Here is a 23,434-nt window from a genome sequence, read left to right on the forward strand (position 1 = left end):
TAGTGTGGGAAGGAAGAGGGTCTAAGGGGGCGGAGGAACCCACCCCCCAAGGAGGACAAAAAAAAAAAACCCCCCCCCCCCCCCCCCCCCCCCCGCCCCCCCCCCCCCCCCCCCCCCCCCCCCCGTCACCGGTCTCGTCAGCGTCGTGCCTGCAGGGTATCGGGGTCGGTGCGGTCGCGGATGAGGAAGAGCGCGGCGACCGCCAGCAGGGCGTACAGGAGCACCGAGGTCCCGGCGAGGGTGACGAGCGGGTCGGCGCCGCCGGCGGCGGCTTCGTCGATGCCGCCGGTCGCCAGGAACGTCGACGGGTCGGTGACGGCGTGGAGCAGCACGGGCCAGATCAGGAACCGCGTGGCGCGGAGGGTCAGGTACATGGCGACGCCGAACGCGAAGGTGAACCCCATCGTGGCGGCCACTGTGGTCAGCGGCTGCCCGGAGAGGAGGTTCGTGGCGTGCATCAGGGCGAACAGCAGCGAGGACAGCAGCATCACGGCGAGTTCGCCGTATCCGCGGCGGCGCAGCATGTGGATCACGATGCCTCGGGCCAGCACCTCCTCGGCGAAGCCGATGAGGAGCCCGGCGGCGTAGGTCATGGCGACGACGCCCGCGGTGTACCGGCTGTAGTCGGTGCCGAGGATCCGCAGGAGCGCGGCGAGCACCACGATCAGCGGTGCGATCCACATCCACGCCCGGCCGGGGACCGGCTGCCGTCCGAACAGGGGGCCGGCCCAGCCGAGGAGGGCGACCGTTCCGGCCAGCAGCGCCGATCCGACGAGGAGCGGGAGGAACAGGGCGAGGAACACGGTGGCGGTATCCGCGAACATGGTGTCGGCGATATGGTCGCCCCACAAGGCGCTCACGAGCAGGCCGGCGCCGCTGTAGAGCACGAGGTAGGCGGCGGTGAACGCGACGGCCCGCCACCAGCCGCCTCGTGCCATGAACGTCCGGAACCATCCTCGGTTCGTCTCGACGACCGCCATGCGCACCTCCGGTTCGGCGAGGGCGGCCGGACCGTCCTCGCTCCACAGTGTAGTCGCGCGGCGGCGCGCGGGCCTAGAAGAAGTCCCAGCGGGGGTGCGTGGTCTCGGGTTCGAGGGTCGCTTTGACGACGGCGCGCTTGCCGGTGCGGACGACGAGGCCTTCGGCGGTCTGCTCCCATTCGGGGCGTTCGGGTTCGCCGAAGAGGGCGACGTCTCTGATCTTGGCGGAGAGCAGTCCGGCCCCGGTGCCGAAGGAGCGGATCGTGTACGCGCCGTCGATCGGGTCGCCGAGGGGCACGGCGTAGCGGTGCTCGGCGCCGAGGTGGGAGCGGGAGGTGAAGCGGAAGTCGGCGCCGGTGAAGACGCGGTCGGCCGCGTCCACGAAGGAGCCCGCCTGGATCGTGGTGGGTCCTTCGCCGGAGACGGTCCAGGGGCGGGTGCCGTAGATCGCCTCGCCGTTGGTCTTGAGCCATTCGCCGAGGCCGAGGAGGAGTTCCCGCTCTTCGTCGGCGATGGTGCCGTCGGCCTTGGGGCCGATGTTGAGGAGGAGGACGCCGTTCTTGGCGACGACGTCGACGAGTTCGACGATGAGGTCGTCGGGGCTCTTGTAGTCGTGGTTCGGGATCCAAGACCAGGAGTTCTTGGACACGGAGGTGTCGTTCTGCCACACGAAGGGCCGGATCTCCCCCATGGCGCCGCGCTCGATGTCGTAGACCGCCGAGCCCTCGGCGAAGGCGTCCCACTTGTAGTTGATGACGACCTCGCGGCCCCATTCGGCGGCCCGGTTGTAGTAGTAGGCGCCGAGCTGGGCGAGGTAGGGCTTGAACGCGGGGTGCTCGATCCACCAGTCGAACCAGAGCACCTGGGGGCGGTACTTGTCGATGATCTCGACGGTGCGCAGGAGCCAGTCCTCGAGGAAGCGCGCGTTGGGGGCGGTCTCCTTGCGCTGGGCGGGGCCGTAGAAGTCCTGGGTGCGGGGGTCGAGGACGTCGGAGTCGAACTTGGTGCCGCCGTTCATGAAGAACCAGTGCTCGGCGCGGTGGGAGGAGGCGCCCTTGACCATCCAGGCGTCGTCGACGGCAGCGGAGAGGTCGCCGAACACGTCGCGCTCCGGGCCCATCTTGGCGGCGCTCCAGCGGGAGCGGTCGGTGTCGTACTGGGTGAAGCCGTCGTGGTGCTCGGCGACGGGGACGACGAACTGGGCGCCGGCCTTGCGGAACAGCTCGGCCCAGGCGGCCGGGTCGAACCGCTCCATCTTGTAGGAGGGGATGAAGTCCTTGTAGCCGAAGTCCTTCTGGTCGCCGTACGTCTGGATGTGGTGGGTGAACGCCTCGGAGCCCTGCTCGTACATGTGGCGCGAGTACCACTCGCTGCTGAAGGCGGGGACGTTGTAGACGCCCCAGTGGATGAAGATGCCGAGCTTGGCGTCCCGGTACCACTCGGGGACGGTCCACTGCTGCAGGGATTCCCAGGTGTCGGTGTAGGGCCCGGCGTCGATGACGGCGCGCACGGCCGCCAGCGCCCCGGTGTTGTCGGAGACGTCGACGGGGTCGGGCAGGGCGTCGAGGTCCAGCGGCGGCAGGCGGTCGGTCATGACGGCTCCTCTAGAGCTGCGGCAGTCAAAACGAAACGTTACGTGTTGAACGTTGCCAAGCTAGCCGCCTCAGCCCGCAGTTGTCAAGACAAGGGCGGTTGACGTCGCGAACGGCCGCACCGTAGATTGGTGCGAAACATTTCGTATCGAGGGGACCGAGCGTGGCGACGTACAAGGACATCCAGCGCCTGACCGGGCTGTCGCTCTCGACCATCTCGAAGCACTACAACGGGCTCCCGGTCCGCGCCAAGAACCGCGAGGCCATCGAGGCCGCGGCCGCCGAGCTCGGGTTCCGCGTGAACGCGTTCGCGCGGGGGCTCCGCTCGCGCCGCTCGCGCACCGTCGGCGTGCTGCTTCCGGCCCTGGACAACGAGTTCCACCTGGCGATCATCTCCGGGCTCGAAGCGGCGCTGCGGCCCGACGGGATCAGCGTCCTGGTGTGCGCCACGCGCCCCGAACCCGGTGAGGCCGTGGAGTTCCTGCGTTCCAGGATGGTCGACGGCATCGTGGCGGTGCCGTCCCCGGGCGACGTCGAGGCGCTGCGCCGGGCCGTGGAGCAGGGCATCCCGGTCGTGTCCGTCGACTGGACGGACACCGAGCTGGAGTCCGACCGGGTCGTGCTCGACAACGCGGGCGCCGGAGCGGCCGCCGCGCGGCACCTGGCCGACCACGGGCACCGCAGCTTCGCCGTGATCGGCGGCGACCCGGCCATCTCCACGACCCGGGAGCGGACCGCGGGATTCCGTGCGGCGCTTGCCGACCGCGGCATCGACCTGCCGGAGGAGCACGTCCTGCGCGGGCCGCTGACCGTGGACACCGGGATCGACGCGGTCGAGCGCGTCCTGGCGATGCCGAAGCGCCCGACCGCGCTGTTCGCGGGCAACTACGAGCTGACGGTGGGGTCGCTCATCGCGCTCGGCGACTCGGGCCTGCGCATCCCTGCGGACCTCTCGATCATCGGGTTCGACAACTTCGACCTCGCCCGGGTGGTGCGCCCGCGCCTGACGATCGTGGAGCAGCCCACGGACGCGATCGCGACCGAGGCCGCCGCGCTCATCCGCTCCCGGCTCGACGGCACGGCCGAAGCAGCGCCGCGGATCAGGACCCTCAGCAGCCGGCTCGTCGTCGGCGCCTCGGTCGCGCAGATGCACGACTGACCACTTGAGAGACAGGATGCCCCCGTGCTGAAGACCGAGCTCGTCCACCCGCCGATCCTCGCCGCGCTGGCCGCCGCCGGGCACGGCTCGCAGGTGCTCATCGCGGACGGGAACTACCCGGCTGCGACGGCGAAGCACCCGAACGCCCGGCTGGTGCACCTCAATCTGCGCCCGGGTGTGCTCAATGTGGATGAGATCCTGGAGCCGCTGCTGACGGCCGTCGTGGTCGAGTCCGCGACGGTGATGGTGCCGCCGGAGGGGCGGATCGCCGCGCACGGCGGTTTCAGGGCCGCGATGCCGGACGTGCCGTTCACCGAGCTGGACCGCCACGGTTTCTACGCGGCCTCCCGGGGCGAGGACGTGGCGCTCGTGATCGCCTCGGGCGACCGCCGCGCCTACGCGAACCTGCTGCTCACGATCGGCGTGACCCCGCAGCTGTAAGGGGCGCAGGCGGAAGCCCTTGTGGGTCGGGCGGAACCCGGCCGCCTCAAGGTGCGGGGCGAGCGGGGTCGCGAGGGCGGAGTCGTCGTTGACGCGTTCGATCGCGAGGCTGCCGGTGCGGTCCGCGAGTGTCGCTTCGGCGAGCGCGGCGGTGGCGGCCTTGAGGCGGTCGTCGTCCCAGTCTTCCGTTGCGGGCCATGCCAGGAGCGTCTTGCCGCCGCGTTCGAGGTACAGCGTGAGTCGGCCGTCGACCAGTACGACCACCGCCCCGGCCTTGCGGCCGGGCTTGTGGCTCGAACCGGACTCGGGCCAGGGCAGGGCCGCGCCATAGGCGTTGGCGGGGTCGGCGGCGGCGAGCACCACCGCGCCGCCTCCCGGGTCGCGTTCGAGCCGGGAGGCGCTGGCGCGCAGGCGGTCAACCGCGCCGTCCATCGCGAACTGGGCCGCACCGAGCCCTTCGACGACATACCCGCGGCGGGCCTTCCCGGTCTCCTCGAACGCCGAGAGCACCCGGTAGGCCTTCGCGAAGCCGCCTTCGACCGCTTCGGCCCCGACCGCTCCGCGCGTCACGACACCGTGCCGGTCGAGGAGCGTGCGGGCCAAGGCATGTGCGCGGACCGTCGGCTCCGTCTCCGGTTCAGGCAGCAGGGACCAGCGCCCGGCCACCGTGGCGGTGCTCGCGAGCGGCGCACTGCCACTGCGGATGTCGCGCCAGCCGACGGGCGCGCCGTAGCGGCCGCGCGGCGCGGCGCGCTTGGCGCGGTGGGCGGTCGCGCCGGGAGTGCGGCCCGAGCCGAGGAAGGCCCGCAGCGGGGCGAGCGTGTCATTCGTGACGCGCCCGGACCAGGCGAGGTCCCAGAGGGCGTCGGCGAGCCGCGAGTCGGCAACCTCAGTTTCGGTACGGACGCGTTCGGCGAGCTGGCGGAAGAACAGGCCGTAGCCGCCCGCGAGGGCCGCGAGCAAGGCCCGGTGGACCGCGTCGAGTTCGAGGGGCTGCGGTTCGGGCAGGAGCAGGCGGGCGGCGTCGGCCGGGTAGAGCGCGATCCAGCCGTCCCTGCCGGGGAGCGCGCCCGCGCCCGCCCAGATCAGTTCGCCGGACGCGGTGAGCTCGTCGAGCAGCGCCGGGGTGTAGTCGCCGACTCTTGCAGGCAGGACGAGCTTTTCGAGCGCGGAGGCGGGTACGGCCGCGCCTTCGAGCTGCTCGACGGCGCGGGCGAGGCCGTCGATGCCGTGGAGCTCCCCGGTCTCGACGTGCTGCCAATGCGGCAGGAACTCCGCGAACGCGGCCGCCGGGACCGGTTCGAGTTCCTTCCGGAGCGCGGCGAGCGAGCGGCGGCGCAGTCGGCGCAGCACCGTTGCATCGCACCATTCCTGGCCCTGCCCGTCGGGGTGGAACTCGCCTTCGACGAGGCGGCCGGAGGCGGCCAGGCGACCGAGGGCCCCTTCGGCGACGGCCGTGCCGAGGCCGAAGCGCGCGGCGGCCTCCCCTGAGGTGAACGGGCCGTGGGTGCGGGCGTAGCGGGTGAGGAGGTCGCCGAGCGGGTCGGCGACCGGTTCGGTGAAGGCCGCCGGGATCTCGCCCGGCAGGGCCGTGCCGAGGGCGTCGCGCAGGCGGCCCGCGTCCTCGATCGCGGCCCAATGCGCTTGCCCCGCAATGTCGACGCGGACAGCGCGGCGGGCGTCGGCGAGTTCCCGCGCCCAGGCCGGGTCGGCGCCCCGCGCCGCGAGTTCGTCGTCGTGGAGCGGGCCGAGCAGGCGCAGGAGGTCGGCGACGCTCTCGGCGTCCCGGGCGCGGCGGTCCTCGGTGAGCCACTGGAGTTCCCGTTCGAGCTGCGCCAGCGCGTCCGGGTCGAGCAGTTCGCGCAGTTCGGCCTGGCCGAGGAGTTCGGCGAGGAGCTTGGAGTCGAGGGAGAGCGCGGCGGCGCGGCGCTCGGCGAGCGGGGTGTCGCCCGCGTACATGAACTGGGCGACGTAGCCGAACAGGAGCGAGCGGGCGAACGGGGACGCCTCGGCAGTGGTGGTCTCGATGAGCCGCACGTTGCGGGAGGCGATGTCCCCCATGAGTTCGGCGAGGCCGGGCACGTCGTACACGTCTTGGAGGACTTCGCGGACGGCTTCGAGGATGATCGGGAACGACGGGAACTCCCCGGCGACTTCGAGGAGCTGCGCGGAGCGCAGGCGCTGCTGCCACAGCGGCTGGCGTTTGCCGGGCTGGCGGCGGGGCAGGAGCAGGGCGCGGGCGGCGGCTTCCCTGAAGCGGGAGGCGAAGAGCGCGGATCCGCCGACGGCCTCGGTGACGAGGCCGGTGATCTCGTCCTTGTCGAACACGAGGTCGGCGGCGTCGAGCGGGTGGCCGCTCGGCTCGTCTTCATTGAAGTGGTCGGGCAGGCGCAGGACGATACCGTCGTCGTGGTGCATGAGCTGCGGGTCGACGCCGTAGCGTTCGCGCAGGCGCGCGCCGAGGGCGAGTGCCCAGGGGGCGTTGACCTTCGCGCCGAAGGGCGAGTGGACGACGACGCGCCAGTCGCCGAGCTCGTCGTGGAAGCGCTCGACGACGATGGTCCGGTCGTCGGGGACGCGGCCGGTGGCCTCGCGCTGCTCGGCCAGGTAGGCGAGGGCGTTGCGGGCGGCGAACTCGTCGAGGCCCGCCGCGCGGAGGCGTTCGTGTGCCGCGTCGTCCTGCAGGGAGCCGAGTTCGCGCACGAACGCGCCGATGGCGCGGCCGAGTTCGAGGGGCCTGCCGAGGTTGTCGCCGATCCAGAACGGGAGGCGGCCGGGCACGCCGGGCGCGGGCGAGACGACGACGCGGTCGCGGGTGACCTCCTCGATCCGCCACGAGGAGGTGCCGAGCGAGAACACGTCGCCCACACGGGATTCGTAGACCATCTCCTCATCGAGTTCGCCGACGCGGCCGCCGCCGCGCTTCGGGTCCGTCCCGGCGAGGAAGACCCCGAAGAGGCCGCGGTCGGGGATGGTGCCGCCGGAGGTGACGGCGAGCCGCTGGGCGCCGGGACGGCCGTGGACGGTGCCGGTCTCGCGGTCCCAGACGACGCGGGGCCGCAGCTCGGCGAAGGCGTCGGACGGGTAGCGCCCGGCGAGCATGTCCAGTGTGGCGTTGAACGCCGAAGTGGGGAGGGACGCGAAGGGGGCGGCGCGGCGGACGAGGTCGAGCAGGTCGCCCGCGTCCCAGTCGTCCATCGCGGTGATCGCGACGAGCTGCTGGGCGAGCACGTCGAGGGGGCTCTGCGGGATGGTGAGGGCCTCGATCTGCCCGGCGCGCATGCGTTCGGCGACGACCGCCGACTGGATGAGGTCGCCCCGGGTCTTGGGGAAGAACACGCCGCGGGAGACGGCGCCGACCTGGTGTCCGGCGCGGCCGACGCGCTGGAGGCCGGAGGCGACGGACGGCGGGGCCTCGACCTGGACGACGAGGTCGACGGTGCCCATGTCGATGCCGAGTTCGAGGCTGGAGGTGGCGACGACGGCGCGCAGCCGCCCGGCTTTGAGGTCGCCTTCGACCTGCGCGCGCTGCTCTTTGGAGACCGAGCCGTGGTGGGTGCGGGCGAGGACCGGCGGCGCTCCCGTTGCGGCCGAGGCGTTCCCCATCATCTCGGCGGGGCCGTGGTGTTCGCCGAGCCTCCGGCCGGTCTGGCGCTCGTACTCGATCTCGTTGAGCCGGTTGGAGAGGCGTTCGGCGACGCGGCGGGCGTTGGTGAACACGATCGTGGACCGGTGCTGCTCGACGAGGTCGGTGACGCGCTCCTCGACGTGCGGCCAAATGGAGCTGGTGGCGCGGGCCTCGGCGGCCGAGGCGGACGCGGTGTTCGGGGTCGCGCCGAGCTCGCCCATGTCCTCGACGGGGACGACCACGGAGAGGTCGAAGACCTTCTCCGACGGGGGCTGCACGACAGCGACAGTCCGCTGTGGAGAGAGGAACCGCGCGACCTCGTCGACGGGTCGGACGGTGGCGGAGAGCCCGATCCGGCGGGCGGGTTTCGGAAGGAGCGCGTCGAGGCGTTCGAGGGAGAGCGCGAGGTGCGCGCCGCGTTTCGTCCCGGCGACGGCGTGGACCTCGTCGAGGATCACCGTCTCGATTCCGGCGAGCGCTTCGCGCGCCGCCGAGGTGAGCATCAGGAACAGGGACTCAGGGGTGGTGATGAGGATGTCCGGCGGGCGGAGCGCGATCGAGCGGCGCTCGGACTGCGGCGTGTCGCCCGAGCGGACCGCGACCCGGATGTCCGGTTCGGGCAGGCCGAGCCGCGCGGCCTCGGCACGGATGCCGCCCAGGGGCACGCGGAGGTTGCGTTCCACGTCGACGCCGAGGGCTTTGAGCGGGGAGAGGTAGAGGACGCGGCAGCGGCGTTTGGCCTCGTCCGGCGGCTCGGTCGCGGCGAGGCCGTCGAGCGCGGACAGGAACGCCGCCAGGGTCTTGCCCGAGCCGGTGGGGGCCACGACCAGGACGTCCTTGTCTTCGGCGAGGGCCTGCCAGGCGCCGGTCTGGGCGCTGGTCGGCGTGCCGAAGGCCCCGGTGAACCACGCGGCGGTCGCGGGCGAGAACCGGGCCAGCGCCGGGTGCGGGTGGGGTTCCATGGGGTCAATGGTGCCCGCCGGGTGTGACAATCGCGCCCGGATCGGCGGTTCCGGCCGCGCGGCCGCCCCGGAGACGAGGCGGGGGCGGCCGCACGGAGTCCGGGTGTTACTGCACGTCGAAGCCCTGCGTGGAGCCGTAGTCCTCGAGGTTGGCCTGCCAGGCTTCGAGTCCGGCGTTGAGGTCGGACTGCTCGGTGTAGGCGGTGCCGACGGTGTCGGGGAAGACGCTGTTGGCGTAGACCTGGAACGGCAGGTACTGGAAACCGGTGGCGACGTTCGCGGAGGCGGCGACGCAGACCTCGTTGATCAGCTGGCCGCCGAAGTACTCGGGGGCCTTGCCGGTGAACTCGGCCGAGGCGAGTTCGGCGGTGGTGGAAGGGAAGCCGCCGCTCTCGAGGAACACGGCGATGCTCTCGGGCGAGCTGTTGAGCCAGCGGAGGAACGCGGCGGCGAGCGCCGGGTTGGCGGACTGCTTGAGCACCGATTGGGCGCTGCCGCCGTTCTCGGCGGTGACGGGGGTGCCGTCGTAGCTGGGGACGGGGGCGACGCGCCAGTTCCCGGCGCCTTCGGGCACGGAGCCTTCGAGGATGCCGGGCATCCACGCGCCGATGATGAGGCTGGCGACCGTCCCGTTGGAGAGGGCCTTCCACCAGTCGTCGCTCCAGGTGGGGATGGGGGCGAGGAGGCCGGGGCCGAGCATCCGGTTCCACAGGTCGGCCCAGCGCTTGGAGCCTTCGTCCTGGAGGTCGATGCCGACGGTGGTGCCGTCGACGGTGTAGGGGCGCCCGCCCGCCTGCCAGATGAGGGGCTGGGCGTAGCCGGGGTCGCCGGCGTCGTTGGTGAGGAAGCGGTTCGGGTCGGCGGCGTGGAGGGCCTCGGCGGCGGCGACGTACTCGTCCCAGGTGGCGGGGACGGTGAGTCCGAACTGGTCGAAGACCGCCTGGTTGTAGAGCATGACCATGGGCCCGGAGTCCTGCGGGAGGCCGTAGATCCCGCCGAGGTTGACGGCGGCCCAGGTGGAGGCGGTGTACTGGGCTTCGAGGTCGCCGAAGCCGTACTGGGCGAGGTCCACGAGGGAGTCGGAGAGCGCGAACTGCTGGAGCGCGTAGTACTCGATCTGGGCGACGTCGGGCGCGCCGGAACCGGCGGCGACGGCGTTCTGGAGGGCGGTGTACTCGTCGGTGGCGGTGCCCGCGTTGACGACTTCGACCTCGACGTTCGGGTAGGCGGCGGTGAAGGCGTCGGCCTGGGCCTGGCCGGAGGGGGTCCAGGTCCAGTAGGTGAGCTTGCCGCCTTTCTCGAGGGCGGCGTCGAGGTCTTCGGGTTTGCCGGTGGCGGCGGCTTCGGTGTCGTCGCCGCAGGCGGCGAGCGCGGCGACCGCGAGGGCGGAGGGGACGGTGCCGATCAGGGTGCGGCGCTTCAGGTTGGACATCGTTGGTTCCTTCACTTCGTTGTGTGGTGGGCGGAGGGGTCCGGTCAGCCCTTGACGCTTCCGGCGCTGAGGCCGGACTGCCAGAAGCGCTGCAGGAGGACGAAGATCGCGACGATCGGGATGATCGTGACGAGCGATCCGGTCAGGACGAGGTTGAAGATCGGTTCGGCGGCGACGCCGGAGGCCTGCTCGCTCCACTGGTTGAGGCCGACGGTGAGCGGGTACCAGTCGGGGTCGGAGAGCATGATGAGCGGCAGGAAGTAGTTGTTCCAGGTGGCGACGATCGCGAAGAGCGCGACGGTGACGATGCCGGGGGCGAGGAGCTTCACGGAGATGGTGAAGAAGGTGCGCATCTCGCTGGCGCCGTCGATGCGGGCGGCCTCCAGGATCTCCTTGGGCACCGATTCGAGGGTGTAGACCCAGATCAGGTAGAGCCCGAAGGGGCTGATGAGGGACGGCACGATGATCGCCCACGGCGTGTTGGTGAGTTCGAGCTTGCTGAACAGCAGGAAGGTCGGGACGGCGAGGGCGGTGCCGGGCACGGCGATCGCGCCGAGGATGACGGCGAAGTAGGCCTTGCGGCCGGGGAAGTCGTACTTGGCGAGCCCGTACCCGGCGAGGGTGGCGAGGAGGGTCGCGCCGCCCGCGCCGAGGACGGTGTACAGGAGGGTGTTGCCGAGCCAGCGCAGGAAGATGCCGTCGTTGTAGGTGAAGGTCCCGACGATGTTGTCCCACAGGGCGAACGAGTCGCCGAAGGCGAGGCCGAAGCCGTCGAAGAGGTCGGCCTGGGTCTTGGAGGCGTTGATGAGGAGCCAGGCGAGGGGCACGAGCGCGTAGGCGAGGAACAGTCCCATGAGGAGTGTCATCGTGAGCGACTTGCGCGGGCGGGTGACCGAGTGGCGCGGGCGGCGGGCCCGGGGGTTGATCGTGCGGTGTGCGGTGCGCATCTAGCGGTCCTCTCGGCGGGTGCCGCGCAGTTGGACCGCGTAGGCGATCGCGGCGGTGAGCAGGCCCATGACGATGGCGATAGTCGCGGAGTAGTTGTACTGCTGGCCGGCGAAGCTGAGGTTGTATGCGTACATGTTGGGCGTGAAGTAGCTGTTGATGACGTTGTTGGCCAGGGGCTTGAGGACGTTGGGCTCGTTGAAGAGCTGGAAGCTGCCGATGATCGAGAAGATGGTGGCGATGACGACCGCGCCGCGCACGGCGGGGAGCTTGATGGCCTTGACGACCTGGAGGCCCCGCGCGCCGTCGATCTCGGCGGCCTCGTACAGCTCGTGCGGGATCGTCTTCAGCGCGGAGTAGAAGATGAGCATGTTGTAGCCGACGTACTCCCAGGTGACGATGTTGCCGAGGGAGGCGAGGACCCAGTCGGGCGCGAAGGGCCGCAGGTGGGTGCCGAAGGCGGCGTTGAGGTCGGCGGTCAGGCCGAACTGGTCGCCGTAGATGAACCCCCACATGAGGACGGCGACGACGGCGGGCACGGCGTAGGGCAGGAAGACCACGAGCCGGAACAGGCCGGTGGCGTAGAGCCTCGCGCTGTCGATGGCGAGGGCCGCGATGAGCGCGAGGGCGAGCATGAGCGGCACTTGGACGAGGAGGAACAGGCCGACCCGCAGGACCCCGTCCCAGAACTGGGGGTCGGTGAGCGCGGTCCGGTAGTTCTCGAGCCCCACGAACCGGTTGCCGCCGACGAGCCGGTTCTGGAAGAGGCTCAGCCAGAGCGCGTAGGCGAGCGGGGCGATGAAGACGAACGCGAACACGGCGGCGAAGGGGCCGGCGAACTGCCAGCCGCGCCAGTCCGGCCGGGCGCTCCGAGGGGCTTGAGGGGGCATCACGTGATCGCTCCATTGCTGCAGTGACGGGACGGTCGGGTGGGGCAGGTGTGTACGCTAACCCAGAATGTTTTCGAAAACAAGACGAGTTTACCAAGATGTTTTCGATAAACTCGCTCGCGCGAGCCACACTGAACGACACAGCGGGCAGCACGGGACAATCAGGTGGAGCGCCGCACCCGGCGCCGGACTTCGGAGGTACGGATGGCAGTGGACGCGGTCGGCGAGACGGCGGCCCCCGCAGGGGCCCCGGAGCCGGGCACCCCGGCGAAACCGCCCACGATCTACGACGTCGCCCGCGCTGCAGGGGTCTCCCACCAGACCGTCAGCCGCTACCTCAAGGGCTACAAGGGCATCCGGCCCCAGACCCAGGAGAAGGTCGCCAAGGCCCTCGACGAGCTGAAGTACCGGCCGAACCTCACCGCCCGGTCCCTCAAGAGCGGCCGCCCCCACCGCCTCGCCGCCCTCACCCACGAGATCGACCAGGTCGGCCCCAGCCGCATCGTCCAGGGCGCCAGCACCGCCGCCCGCCAGGCCGGGTACCTGCTCGACATCATCACCTTCGACATGAGCGACGCCGACGCCGTCGACGAGGCCGTCCGCCTCGCCGCCTCCCAGGACGTCGCCGGAATCCTGGCGCTGGCCTCGACCGACGCGATGACCGAGGTGTTCGAGCGCACCGACTTCCGCGTCCCGGCCCATATCGCGGCCGAAGAGGACGACGCGCTCACCGGGCACACCACCCAGCTCACCGACCTCGGGTTCCCCTCGCTCATCGCCTACCTGGCCGGGCTCGGCCACGAGCGGTTCCTCCACATCGCCGGGCCCAGCGCCTACTCGGCCGCGCGCAACCGCGCCCGCGCCTATGAGCGCGCGCTCGCCGACCGGGGCCTGGCCTCGACGGGGACGCTCCACGGCGACTGGTCCGCGCAGTCGGGCTACGAAGCGGTCATGCGCCTGGGGCGCGGGCTCGACGCGACCGCGATCATCGCCGCGAACGACCAGACCGCGCTGGGCGCGATGCTCGCCTTGAAGGAACTAGGCCTCCGCGTCCCCGAGGACGTCAGCGTCACCGGCGTGGACGACATCCCCGAGGCCGCGTACTTCTCGCCGCCGCTGACGACCCTGCGCGTCGACTTCGCCGCGCAAGGGCGCTCGGCGGTGCAGGAACTGCTCAGCCGCATCGACGGCACGCAGCCGCCCCGGGTCCCCGCGTTGCAGACCGAACTGGTCATCCGCGCCTCGACGGCCTGGGCCGCGAAGCGCGAATAGCGCCTCCTGCCTTGCGGTGCAAGACAGGAGGCGCCGCTACTTAGGCTGCGGCCCAGGTGAACTGCTGGTTCTGGCCGCCGTTGCACGCGTACTGCTGCAGGCGGGTGCCGTCAGCGGTGGAGCTGGACGGCACGTCGAGGCACTTGCCGCTGTGGCGGGCCACCAGCCGCACGTAGCCGCTGCCCGCGTCGCGCACCTCCCACTCCTGGTTCAGGCCGCTCCCGCAGGTCCACTGGACGACGCGCGCGGCGTCGGCCGTGGAAGCGGCGTTCACGTCGAGGCACTTGCCCGAGTGCCCGGCCGCGATCCGGTAGTAGCCGTTGCCGAGGCTCTGGAACGTCCACTGCTGGTTCGCTCCCCCGTTGCAGGTGTACTGGACGGCTTCGGCGCCGTTCGCGGTCGACGCGTTGAGCACGTCGGCGCACTTGCCGGAGTGCCTGGCCGCCAGGGTCACCGCGCCTGAGGGCGCGGCCCCGGACAGCAGCCATTCCTGGGACCCGTCGGTGTTCAAGGGCTGCAGCGTCGCCGCCGCGCCTTCGCTGCCGCCGGTCAGGTACAGGCTCGTGTTGGCCGTCGACTGGAGGCGGTAGTACCCGCCGCTGGTCGCCACGAGGTTCCATGTGCCCGTGGCGGTGTCGTCGACCCACTGCCCGATGCGCTGCCCGGCGGTCGCACTGCCGGTCCAGATCCCCGCCGCGCGGCCGCCCGACTTGTTCAGCAGCGTCACCGACTGGCCGCCCTTGGTCTGCAGGTGCCAGAACTGGGTGTCCGGGACCGGCGTCGCGCCCGCGTCCTCCAGCACGACATCGGGGACGTCGCCGTTGCCGAGGTTGGCGTCCGTGGTGTTGCCGCCGGTCCCGAGGACCTGGCCGTTCTGGCGGTTGACGAGCTGGAAGTACGCGCCGTCGGAGTCGCCGAGGTCGACCTCGCCGAAGCGGATGATCGCCGCGCTCGTCGCCCCGCCCCACGTGCCCTGCAGGATCACGACCCGGCCGGAGCCCTCGACGTACTGGAGCGTGCGGCTGTAGCCCGCCCCGATGTTCGTCTGGTGCTCGGTCCAGGCGCCCGTGCTCGAACCGGTCTCGTTCACCCAGACGCTGCCGCTGCCAGCGGCGTTGTAGACGATCCGGCCGTCGGGGAGTCCGATGAGGACCGGGCTGCCGCCGGTCGACAGCGCGCGCGACCCGGCCGTGACCGGGAGGCCGCCGATCTCGGCACCGGCCTGGCCGCCGACGTTCCTGAATTCGAGCGGGCTGTTCGCGACCTTGTAGCGGATGTTCGAACCGCCGCCCCAGTACTCGTAGGTGATGAGCCACTTGCCGTCCGACGTGGGCGCCACGGTGGTCATGCCCGGCCGCCCGCCGCCGATCTCGGTCTTGCCGCCGCCCATGTTCACGTTCAGGCCGGCCACGTCGACGACCGGCGCCGACCAGGCCGCGCTGGACCCGTTCCAGGTCTTGTGGACGAGGATCTGCCCGTGCGAGTCGGTCGCGGTCGCGTTGGCGGGGTCGAGGATCGGCACGCCGTTCGCGTCGATCCCGATGTAGTCGTTCTCGTCCGAGTAGTACGCGACCAGCTGGTTGCTGTAGACCATCAGGAACGGCTCCCAAATGGGGTCGACCTGCCGGTACGTGTTCGCCGCAGCCACGTTCACGCCGGTGGCCCCGGCGCTGCCGCCCTGCCAGCCGCCCGTGGCGATGATGTTCACGACCCGCCAGGTCGCGCCCTGGTCGCTGCTCGCGTACAGCGCGAGCGCCATGTCGGAGCGGTCGCCGTCGTTGGAGGGCACCCAGTTCGGGTCGGCGGCCTTGCGTTCGAGGTAGTAGTGGTCGTCGCCGGTGACGATGCTCGCGAGCAGCAGCGTTCCGGAGGAGAGGTTCCCGACCTGCTGCGGGAGCGCGTACAGGTACGGGCTGCCCCAGTGGCTGATGTACTTGTCGTACGCGGGGTCGCTCGAGAGGTAGGCGGGGGCGGGCACTTCGGCGAGGTGCTGCCAGCTCGTGCCGAGGTCGTCGCTCTTGTAGACCGGGAGCGTCTCGCCGTCGGCGCTGCCGGAGGGCGCGACGACCGCGTTCTCGAAGGCCGCCACCAGTCTGCCGCTCGGCAGCTGCGCCGCCTTCGGGTAGACCGCGCAGTTCCCCAGGCCCTTCAGGCAGTCCCGGTCGCCGAGGTCGTAGAGGACCCCGCCCATCGGGTTGTACGCCTGGGCGGGCGCCGACGGCGCGAGCACCAGCGCCGCCGCCGCGACGAGGGCCGCAAGGACCCTCCACCACATCTGTCTCCTGGGCTTCATCGCCACTCCTCACAGGGGTCGTCGAGCGCGGCGCGGGCAACCCCCGGGCCGTCCCTCGGTCTTGTTCCGTGGCTCAACCTAACAGAAATGTTTTCGAAAACATAGACCCTTGTCCACGCCTCGATCCAACCCGTAATTGACGACGCGGGCAACCCGGATGCATACTCGATATTGCCTACTGCGTATCCTTCTCGCAGCACACCTCCAACCACCCTCCGACAGAATCGGTGATGTCCCATGACCGTGCTGTATCTGAAAGGCGTGAGCCGTACCCACGGCACCGGCGAGAACCTCGTCCACGCCCTCGTCGACGCCGAGCTCCACATCAATGCCGGTGAACTCGTCGCCATCATGGGCCCCTCCGGGTCCGGCAAGTCGACCCTGCTCAACCTCGCCGGAGGCCTCGACGCCCCCACCACGGGCGAAGTCCTCGTCGAAGGCACCGTCCTCGCCTCGCTCAACAAGAAGAAACTCGCCGCACTCCGGCGCCGCAGCGTCGGGTACGTCTTCCAGGACTACAACCTCGTCCCCAGCCTCACCGCCGCCGAGAACGCCGCCCTGCCTTTGGAACTCGACGGGCTCTCCGCCGGCAAAGCCCGCAAGCTCGCGCTCGCCGCCCTCGAAGAAGTCGGCCTCGACACCAAACAGGCCGACCGGTTCCCCGACGAGATCTCCGGCGGCCAAGCACAACGCGTCGCCATCGCCCGCGCGTTGATCGGCGAACGGCGCCTCGTCCTCGCCGACGAACCCACCGGCGCCCTCGACTCACACACCGGCGAAGAAGTCCTGAAACTCCTGCGCCGCCGCTGCGACGCCGGCGCCGCCGGACTCCTCGTCACCCACGACGCCCGCCACGCAGGCTGGGCCGACCGCGTCGTCTACCTCCAGGACGGACGCATCGTCGACTCCGCCGCTCCCGCCGGAGCCGAAACGCTTCTCGAAGGGGCGCAGTAATGCTCGCCAGCCAACGACTCGCCTTCAGGATCGCGCGCCGCGAGGCATGGCGCTACAAGGGACGGTCGGTCCTCTCCATCACGCTCCTAGGGCTGCCGCTCCTCGGCGTCGCCATCGGCGCCACCGCGTTCGACACGTCCCAGCTCTCCGAAGAGGAGACCGCGGAGCAGTACCTCGGGGCGAACGACGCCTACATCGAGATCGCCGTCCCCGGCGTCCCGATCGAGCAGATGAACTGGAACTCCCCCTGGATCACCTACGACGTGCCCGGTGAGGAGGGCACCGAGGAGATCCCCGAACAACCCGTGTCCGACACCGACCTCCTCGCCGCGCTCCCGGCCGGGTCGCGGATCGCGCCCTACAGCCACCAGACCGGTACGGGCGCCGCCCTCCAGGCCGAGACCGACGACGGGCTCGCACCGCTGCAGGGCTACGGCTACGACCTCGGCGACGAGCTGTACGCGGCGGCGGGCATCGAGTACCTCGAAGGCGGCGCGCCGAAACAGGGCGAGACCGTCGTCAACGCGGCCGCCGCCGACGTGCTCGGCATCGGCGTCGGCGACGACCTCGTCGTGGACGGCGGCGACGGCCCCCAGACCCTGGCCGTCAGCGGCATCGTCGAGATCCCGTGGAACCTCAAGGAGCCCTTGGCGATCGCCGAGTCGTTCCCGTCCGAGCCCATGGGGTGGCTCCTGGACACCCCCGAGACGCTCACCATGGACCACGCGCTGGCGCTCAACGAACTGGGCGTCACGGTCTGGGCCGGATCGCTCCTGAACGAGCCGCCCGGGCCCGGGTACGCCGAGTCCTCAATGCAGGTCGACCAGGCCCAGCTCATGATCTACGGGCTCATCGTGGTCGCCGTCGTCATGGAGGTCGTGCTCCTCGCCGGACCGGCCTTCGCGATCAGCGCCCGCCGCCGCACCCGCGAGTTCGCGCTGATGAGCGCCAACGGCGCGACACCGGCGCAGATCCGCGCCACGGTCCTCGCGGGCGGCGTCCTCTTCGGCGTCATCGCGGCCGTCGCCGCGGTCGCGCTCGGCGTCGGCCTCGTCGCCGCCGGGATGCCGTGGCTGGAACAGCTCATCGGCCACCGCAGCGCGGGCCTTCGCATCCTGCCCGCGCTGCAGGCCGCGCTCGTCGGCGTCGCCGTCGCCACCGGCCTGCTCTCGGCGCTCGCCGCCGCGATCAGCGCCTCCCGCGTCAACGTCATCGCGGCCCTCATGGGACGCACGCCCCTCCACGGCGGCTCCAAGCGCTGGATGGCCGTCGGACTCGCGATGGTGGCCGCAGGGATCGCGGCTGGTATCGGCGGCGTCGCGCTGTGGAGCCTGCCGCTCATGGCAACCGCGATCGTCCTGGCCCAGCTCGGCCTGGTCACCTGCACGCCCGCGCTGCTCGCGCTTGCAGCGAGACTCGGCCGGTGGATGCCGCTCTCGCCCCGCCTGGCGCTGCGCGAAGCGGGCCGCAACCGCGGCTCGGCCGCCCCCGCGATCGCCGCCGTCCTCGGCGTCGTCGCGGGTGGCATGGCCTTCTCGATGATCGCCACCGCCGAATCGGTGCGGTTCGCCCAGGACCAGGAGACGGACCTCCCCCAAGGGACGATGACGCTGACGTTGATGAACAACGGCGGCAGCGATGTCGAATTGGACTGGGACGCGGCCCTCGCGGAGGTCGAACCGAAGCTCGAGACGCGGCTGAACGACCTCGAGCTGACGCCCGTGCCCGAGTACTCCGGCTGGGGCGGGTGCGGCGCCGTCGAGCCCGGACCGGGCCAGGACGTCGACTGCCAGTGGACGGCCGTCCGGCCCGAGGCGAACCAGTGCCCTTACTGGAGCGCCGACACCTCGACCGACGAGGCCGCGGAGGCCGCCATCGAGGCCGCGCGGGAAGACCCCCGCTGCGACGAGACCCTCGACCCGGCGTGGGCGTACGCCGACAACGTCGCCGGATCGACCGACCCCGACGTCGTCGCCGCCTACACCGATCTCGAAGGCGCCGAACTCGACAAAGCCGTGGCCGTGCTGGAGCAGGGCGGCGTGATCGTCGCCGACGAATGGGCCGTCACCGACGCCGGGACCGTCACCCTCCAGCAGCAGATCACGATCTGGGACGAGGAGGGCGGCTCGACCGAACCGCAGGAGACGCGCCTCGAACTGCCCGCAATGGCCGTCGAGAAGGGACAGCTCGGCTTCAACCGGATGCTCCTGAGCCCCGGCGCGGCCGAGTCGATGGGCATGGACTTCTCACCGTGGCAGCGGCTGTTCCTGGTGTCGAGCTCGACCGAGCCCGAGGCCGAGGACCTGGAATGGCTGGCGGCCGCGTTGAACCAGGAGATCGCCGACGGCGACGCGATGGCGAGCTTCGTGGTCGTCGACTACACCGACCCGTTCATGACCTACTTCGTGATCGCCGTGACCGGGCTCTGCGCCCTGGTCGCACTCGGTGCCACTGCGGTGTCGACCGGCCTGATCGTGGCCGAGCAGCGGCGCGACATGTCCACGCTCGGCGCGATCGGCGCGGCGCCCAGCCTGCGCAAGCGGTTCGCGATGTGGCAGACGGTGGTGATCGCGGTGTTCGGCACCGGGCTCGGCACCCTCGCCGGGTTCATCGGCTACGCGCTCATCCGCGAGACCCTGAACCGGCCGCTGCAGGTCCAGTACCCGTTCCCGTCGCTGTACGGCTGGGAGCTGCCGTGGGCGAGCTTCGCGATCATGCTCCTGGCGGTGCCGCTCACCGCCGCGATCGGCGCGCTCCTGTTCACGAGGGCGACCCTCCCGAGCGAACGCCGGATCACTTAGGAGGCAGGGAAACCCGGGGCCCGGCCGCATTCGCGGCAGGGCCCCGGTCAGGTTGCGGCGCGGCTAAGGCGTCAACGGCGGCGCTTCGGGGTGTTCGCGTCGATGAGGGCGCCGATCCAGAGGGTGCGGGGGTCGGCGTCGATGAGCGTGTACTTCACCAGGAGCGTGAGCGGGATGGCGAGGATCGCGCCGATGCCGCCGAGGAGCCAGGCCCAGCCGATCACCGAGACGAAGGCCACGGTCGCTGAGAGGTCGACGCTGTCGCCGACCACCTTGGGCTGCACCAGGACCTGCAGGACGACGTTGACGGCGCAGTAGATCCCGACCACCCACAGGAACGTCCCGAAGCCGCCGTCGAGGAGGGCGAGGAGCGCGGGCGGGACGAGGCCGATGATGAACCCGATGTTCGGGATGTAATTGGTGATGAAGGCGAGCAGCGCCCACAGGAGCGGGAGCGGGACGCCGAGCAGCCACAGCGCCGCGCCGTCGAGCACGGCGACCGCGAAACCGAAGACAGTGGCGACCAGGAGGTAGCGGCGGGTGCCGGAGGCGAAGGCGCGCAGGCCGTCCGCGAGCGCGGGGCAGGTGCGCGCGACCGCGTCGAGGCGGGAGCCGAAGCCGCCCGCGTCCAGGGCCATGAACAGGAGCACGCCGAGGATGAGGAACAGGCTGGCGGCGAGGGAGGTGACGGAGCCGAGGAGGGTGGTCACGGCGTTCACGAGGGTGCCGAAGTCCAGTTGGGAGGCGAGTTCGGCGCCTTCGCCACCGCCGATGCCGACCGAGGCGAGGTCTTTTTCGAGGGCGTCGCGGGCGGCGGCGGCCTCGTCGCCGTAGTCGAGGGCGAGGGCCGAGAGCTGGGCGACGGCGATGGTGAGGACGAGGGCGAACGCGAGGACGATCGCGACGAGCACGGCCTGCGCGGCGAGGGTCCCGGCCCAGCGCGGCCAGCCGCGCGCGACGAGGAACCGCCGGGCGGGGCTGGCGATGACGACCAGGACGAGTGCGAGCACGAGCGGCGCGATGATCCAGGCCGCGAACTTCACGCCGGTGGCGACGATGCAGATGGCCGCGAGCGAGAGCATCGCCCTGCCGGAACTGCCCGCCGTGCGCTGCTCCCCCACGTCGCCTCCCCTGTGGCCGGTGGATCGATTATGGGTTCGGTATGGGTCCCGCCGCAGCTACACGCTGGTCTTGCCGAGCGCGGGGGCGGGCGCGAAGTCGTGGAGGTCGCCTCGGGCGGTCTCGCGGCAGCGCAGGACGACCGGGATGACGAGGACGCCGATGAGGACGGCGAGGAACGCCGGGGACGCGCGCAGGCCGGTGGCTTCGAGCAGGAGTTGGGCGATCACGGGCGCGAACCCGCCGACGAGCGCGGCGGCGAGGTTGTAGCCGAGGGCGAGGCCGGTCATGCGGCCCATGGCGGCGAACTGCTCGGGGATCATGGCGGCGGCAACCGCGCTGACTCCGGCTGCGAGGACCGCGAGGGCGATCGAGCCGGTGATCGCGGAGGGCACGGAGCCGCTGCCGGAGAACAGGAACAGCGGGATCGACGCGAGTGCGGTGGCGGCGGCGAGGACCGTCATGACCGGGCGGCGTCCGAAGAGGTCGGAGAGCCAGCCGAAGACGGGCGAGACGAGCACGATGCCGAAGGCCGCGACGGTGGCGATGTCGAGGATCCGGGCCTCGCCGATGGCGGTGACGCCGTCCAGATAGGTCGGCAGGTAGGTGACGCCCACGTAGTAGGTGACCGAGCCGAGCGCGGAGATCGCGAACGTGCGCCACACTGCGGAGCCCTGCCCGGCGACGACGCGGGTGGCGGGGCGTTCCTGCGCGGCGGTCTTGATGCGGTCGAAGGCCTCGGTCTCGGGCAGGAAGAACCGCAGGACGAACAGGACGATGCCGAGAACGGCGCCGGTGAGGACGGGGATGCGCCAGGCCCAGTCCTGCATGGCGGGGGTGCCGAACGCGTGCGTGCAGGCGGCGGTGACACCAGCGGCCGCGAGCGCGCCGAGGCCGCTGGCTCCGGCGGTGACCGAGGCGGCGAGGCCCCGGCGGCGGCTGGAGACGCTCTCGACGACGTAGGTGAGTGCGCCGGTGTACTCGCCGCCGACCGAGAGCGAGGTGAAGCAGCGGACGGTGATGAGCAGGCCCCCGGCGAGGGCTCCGGCTGTGGCGGCGGTGGGCAGGAGCGCGGTCGCGAACATGACGAGGGTCATGAGGGTGACGGAGACCAGGAGCGCGAAGCGGCGGCCGTACCGGTCGCCGATCCAGCCGAAGACGAGTGCGCCGACCGGGCGCAGCAGGTAGGCGGCGGCGAACGTGCCGAGGGTCCACAGCACGGACTGCTCGGCGTCGCCGAAGAACACGACGCTGAGGATCGGCGTCATGTACAGGTACAGGTTGAAGTCGTACCACTCCAGGACGGTGCCGAACGCCGCGACCGCCACGGGCCGGTTGAGCTTCGCCATCGCTCGAACGTAAGGGCTCGCGGGGTCGCGGCGGACGCGTTCGCACGAACCCGGTTCAGTCCTGGAGCGGCGTGAACATATTCCGGAACTGCTCGTCCGTATATTCGGACGCCATGGTCATGGCGGTGTCCGAGATGGAGAAGTAGATCGTGGAGAAGGTGCCGTCGAGCCGATCGGGGCACGGGTTGCCGATCTCGCGGGCGTAGTCCTCGACGAGCTCCCCGGTCTGGAGCGCGTAGGCCTTGATCGTGAACCGGTGGGCGAAGAACGCGGCGAAGTAGGTGCTCCCGTCGGGCCGCCGGTACTGGCAGGACTCCTGGAACTCGCCCACTTCGGCGTCGACGCAGACGGCCAGCGCGGTCTCGGCGGCGGTGGCCGCGAGCCAGGAGTCGGGGAAGCCGAAGCCTTCGGCGTCCCAGGTGCCGACCAGCTGCATCGGGTGGGGGCCGGGGCCGCCGGGGTCGGGGGCGCCCGTGTAGGCGACCGGGTTGGTGCAGTAGGTGCCTGAGGCGAGGATGCTGTCGGCGGCTTCGCCCGCGAGTTCGTGGTCGGGGTATCCGGTGAGGAACTCGCGGAAGAGGATGCCGGCGCTTTCGGCGTCGCCGGACTCGTCGCGCTGCTGGGCGCAGGCGAGGAGCCGGACGGGGACGCCGTCTGCGGCGGCCGCGATCGGGTCGGTGACGGCCTTCGCGTCCCAGGTCCGGGCGGCGAGCCAGTCGTCCACGAGGTAGCCGGTGCAGGGCGGGGCTTCGGCGAGGCCGGCCATGAAGCCCTCGACGGTGGCCCGCACGGCGCCGGACTGGTCGGGGTGTTCCTCGAGGGTGGTCGTGAGCTGCGCGAACGCTGCTTCGACGGTGGCCAGGGGGTTCGAGTCCAGGAGCGCGGCGTCGAACAGGTACTCGGCGCGTTCGGCGCCCGCGCCGTCCCAGAGCGCGCCGGGGTGTTCGAGGTAGGTCTCGATGGTCGCGGCGGCTTCGGTGGGTGATTCGTCCGCCGCGGCGGCGAGGATGAGTTCGCAGGCCTCGCGCTGCTCTTCGCCGCGCAGGACGGCGGGGCCGTAGGCGACCCGGTGGACCGCGTCGAACTGGTCGAGTTCGGCCGTGGCCGCCTCGCAGTCGCCCGTGGCGTGGGCGGTCTCGGCGTCGTTGGCGATCCACCACGCGTCGAAGCGGAACCACGCGACGGTGAGCAGGACGAGCGCGGCGGCGGTGACGGCGAAGACCCGGGGGCGGCGGGCCGGGTCCGGCTCGAAGAGGTCGACGAGGGGAACGGGGCGGGAGCGGCGGGTGAGCCACCAGGCGTGGAGGATCATGGCCAGGCCCCAGGCCGGGAGCAGGTACCGCCACAGCGGGTTCTCGGTCTGGACGGCGGCAGACCACAGCAGGAACCCGGTGCCGCTCAGGGCGAGCGCCGCGAGGATCGGGCGGCGCATCGCGATGTAGCCGAGGCCGAGCATGGTGGCGTTCCCGGCGACGGCGACGACGGGATCGGTCTCCGGGCGCTTGGGTCGCGGAGGCGGGGGGACGGGCGGCGCGGTCGGTGCCTGGGGGTACATGGTGGCGCTCCTCGGGGCGTCGGGACCGTCCCAGTGGAGCACCGGTCGCTCGGGACCGGTCC

At 71.3% G+C, this 23,434-nt stretch carries 13 protein-coding genes and 1 pseudogene; 4 read left to right on the forward strand and 10 right to left on the reverse strand.

Going from position 1 to position 23,434, the window contains the following annotated elements:
- Nucleotides 1-137: 137 nt before the first annotated feature.
- Both ACZ60M_RS20325 and ACZ60M_RS20330 read right to left on the reverse strand, forming a co-directional pair.
- The gene (locus tag ACZ60M_RS20325; RefSeq protein ID WP_465420272.1) at nt 138-980 is read right to left on the reverse strand and encodes a CPBP family intramembrane glutamic endopeptidase; all 843 of its coding nucleotides are present in this window, start codon (nt 978-980) and stop codon (nt 138-140) included.
- Between the two features lie 73 nt (nt 981-1,053).
- Entirely contained in the window at nt 1,054-2,574 is a 1,521-nt protein-coding gene (locus tag ACZ60M_RS20330) for an alpha-L-fucosidase (protein ID WP_465420274.1), read from the reverse strand.
- A gap of 347 nt (nt 2,575-2,921) precedes the next feature.
- Between ACZ60M_RS20330 and ACZ60M_RS20335 the strand changes: the two genes are divergently transcribed.
- Nucleotides 2,922-3,731, forward strand: coding sequence for a substrate-binding domain-containing protein (locus ACZ60M_RS20335; protein ID WP_465420339.1), 810 nt, complete (start codon nt 2,922-2,924; stop codon nt 3,729-3,731).
- A 444-nt stretch (nt 3,732-4,175) separates the two neighbouring features.
- Here the strand turns inward: ACZ60M_RS20335 and ACZ60M_RS20340 are convergent.
- The 4 genes and pseudogenes from ACZ60M_RS20340 to ACZ60M_RS20355 form a co-directional block, all read right to left on the reverse strand.
- Nucleotides 4,176-8,762 (reverse strand): annotated as a pseudogene (locus tag ACZ60M_RS20340) (ATP-dependent helicase); the annotation flags it as partial.
- Between the two features lie 106 nt (nt 8,763-8,868).
- Nucleotides 8,869-10,194 (reverse strand): extracellular solute-binding protein, encoded by a 1,326-nt coding sequence (locus ACZ60M_RS20345; protein ID WP_465420276.1) that lies wholly within the window; start codon nt 10,192-10,194, stop codon nt 8,869-8,871.
- 44 nt (nt 10,195-10,238) lie between these two features.
- Nucleotides 10,239-11,141 (reverse strand): carbohydrate ABC transporter permease, encoded by a 903-nt coding sequence (locus tag ACZ60M_RS20350; protein WP_465420278.1) that lies wholly within the window; start codon nt 11,139-11,141, stop codon nt 10,239-10,241.
- Nucleotides 11,142-12,029, reverse strand: coding sequence for a carbohydrate ABC transporter permease (locus tag ACZ60M_RS20355; protein ID WP_465420280.1), 888 nt, complete (start codon nt 12,027-12,029; stop codon nt 11,142-11,144). It lies immediately after the preceding gene.
- 204 nt (nt 12,030-12,233) lie between these two features.
- Between ACZ60M_RS20355 and ACZ60M_RS20360 the strand changes: the two genes are divergently transcribed.
- On the forward strand, nt 12,234-13,301 hold the full coding sequence (locus tag ACZ60M_RS20360) for a LacI family DNA-binding transcriptional regulator (protein WP_465420282.1): 1,068 nt from the start codon (nt 12,234-12,236) through the stop codon (nt 13,299-13,301).
- Nucleotides 13,302-13,341: 40 nt separating this feature from the next.
- Here ACZ60M_RS20360 and ACZ60M_RS20365 read toward each other — a convergent pair whose 3' ends face one another.
- A complete protein-coding gene (locus ACZ60M_RS20365) occupies nt 13,342-15,576 on the reverse strand; it encodes an RICIN domain-containing protein (RefSeq protein ID WP_465420341.1) in 2,235 nt (744 codons plus the stop codon).
- Between the two features lie 255 nt (nt 15,577-15,831).
- Between ACZ60M_RS20365 and ACZ60M_RS20370 the strand changes: the two genes are divergently transcribed.
- Both ACZ60M_RS20370 and ACZ60M_RS20375 read left to right on the forward strand, forming a co-directional pair.
- On the forward strand, nt 15,832-16,548 hold the full coding sequence (locus ACZ60M_RS20370) for an ABC transporter ATP-binding protein (protein WP_465420284.1): 717 nt from the start codon (nt 15,832-15,834) through the stop codon (nt 16,546-16,548).
- Nucleotides 16,548-19,349: an FtsX-like permease family protein gene (locus tag ACZ60M_RS20375; protein ID WP_465420286.1), complete on the forward strand. Its 2,802-nt coding sequence runs from the start codon at nt 16,548-16,550 to the stop codon at nt 19,347-19,349. Before ACZ60M_RS20370 ends, ACZ60M_RS20375 begins: the two co-directional genes overlap by 1 nt.
- A 71-nt stretch (nt 19,350-19,420) precedes the next feature.
- On the opposite strand, the gene ACZ60M_RS20380 is transcribed toward ACZ60M_RS20375, so the two are convergent.
- Genes ACZ60M_RS20380 through ACZ60M_RS20390 form a run of 3 tightly spaced genes read right to left on the reverse strand, consistent with a single transcriptional unit; the run spans nt 19,421 to nt 23,372 of the window.
- On the reverse strand, nt 19,421-20,470 hold the full coding sequence (locus ACZ60M_RS20380; RefSeq protein ID WP_465420288.1) for an AI-2E family transporter: 1,050 nt from the start codon (nt 20,468-20,470) through the stop codon (nt 19,421-19,423).
- 57 nt (nt 20,471-20,527) lie between these two features.
- Nucleotides 20,528-21,817: an MFS transporter gene (locus ACZ60M_RS20385; protein WP_465420290.1), complete on the reverse strand. Its 1,290-nt coding sequence runs from the start codon at nt 21,815-21,817 to the stop codon at nt 20,528-20,530.
- 55 nt (nt 21,818-21,872) lie between these two features.
- The gene (locus ACZ60M_RS20390) at nt 21,873-23,372 is read right to left on the reverse strand and encodes a hypothetical protein (RefSeq protein WP_465420291.1); all 1,500 of its coding nucleotides are present in this window, start codon (nt 23,370-23,372) and stop codon (nt 21,873-21,875) included.
- Nucleotides 23,373-23,434: the final 62 nt, after the last annotated feature.

It is taken from the genome of Glycomyces sp. NPDC050141, assembly GCF_055586545.1.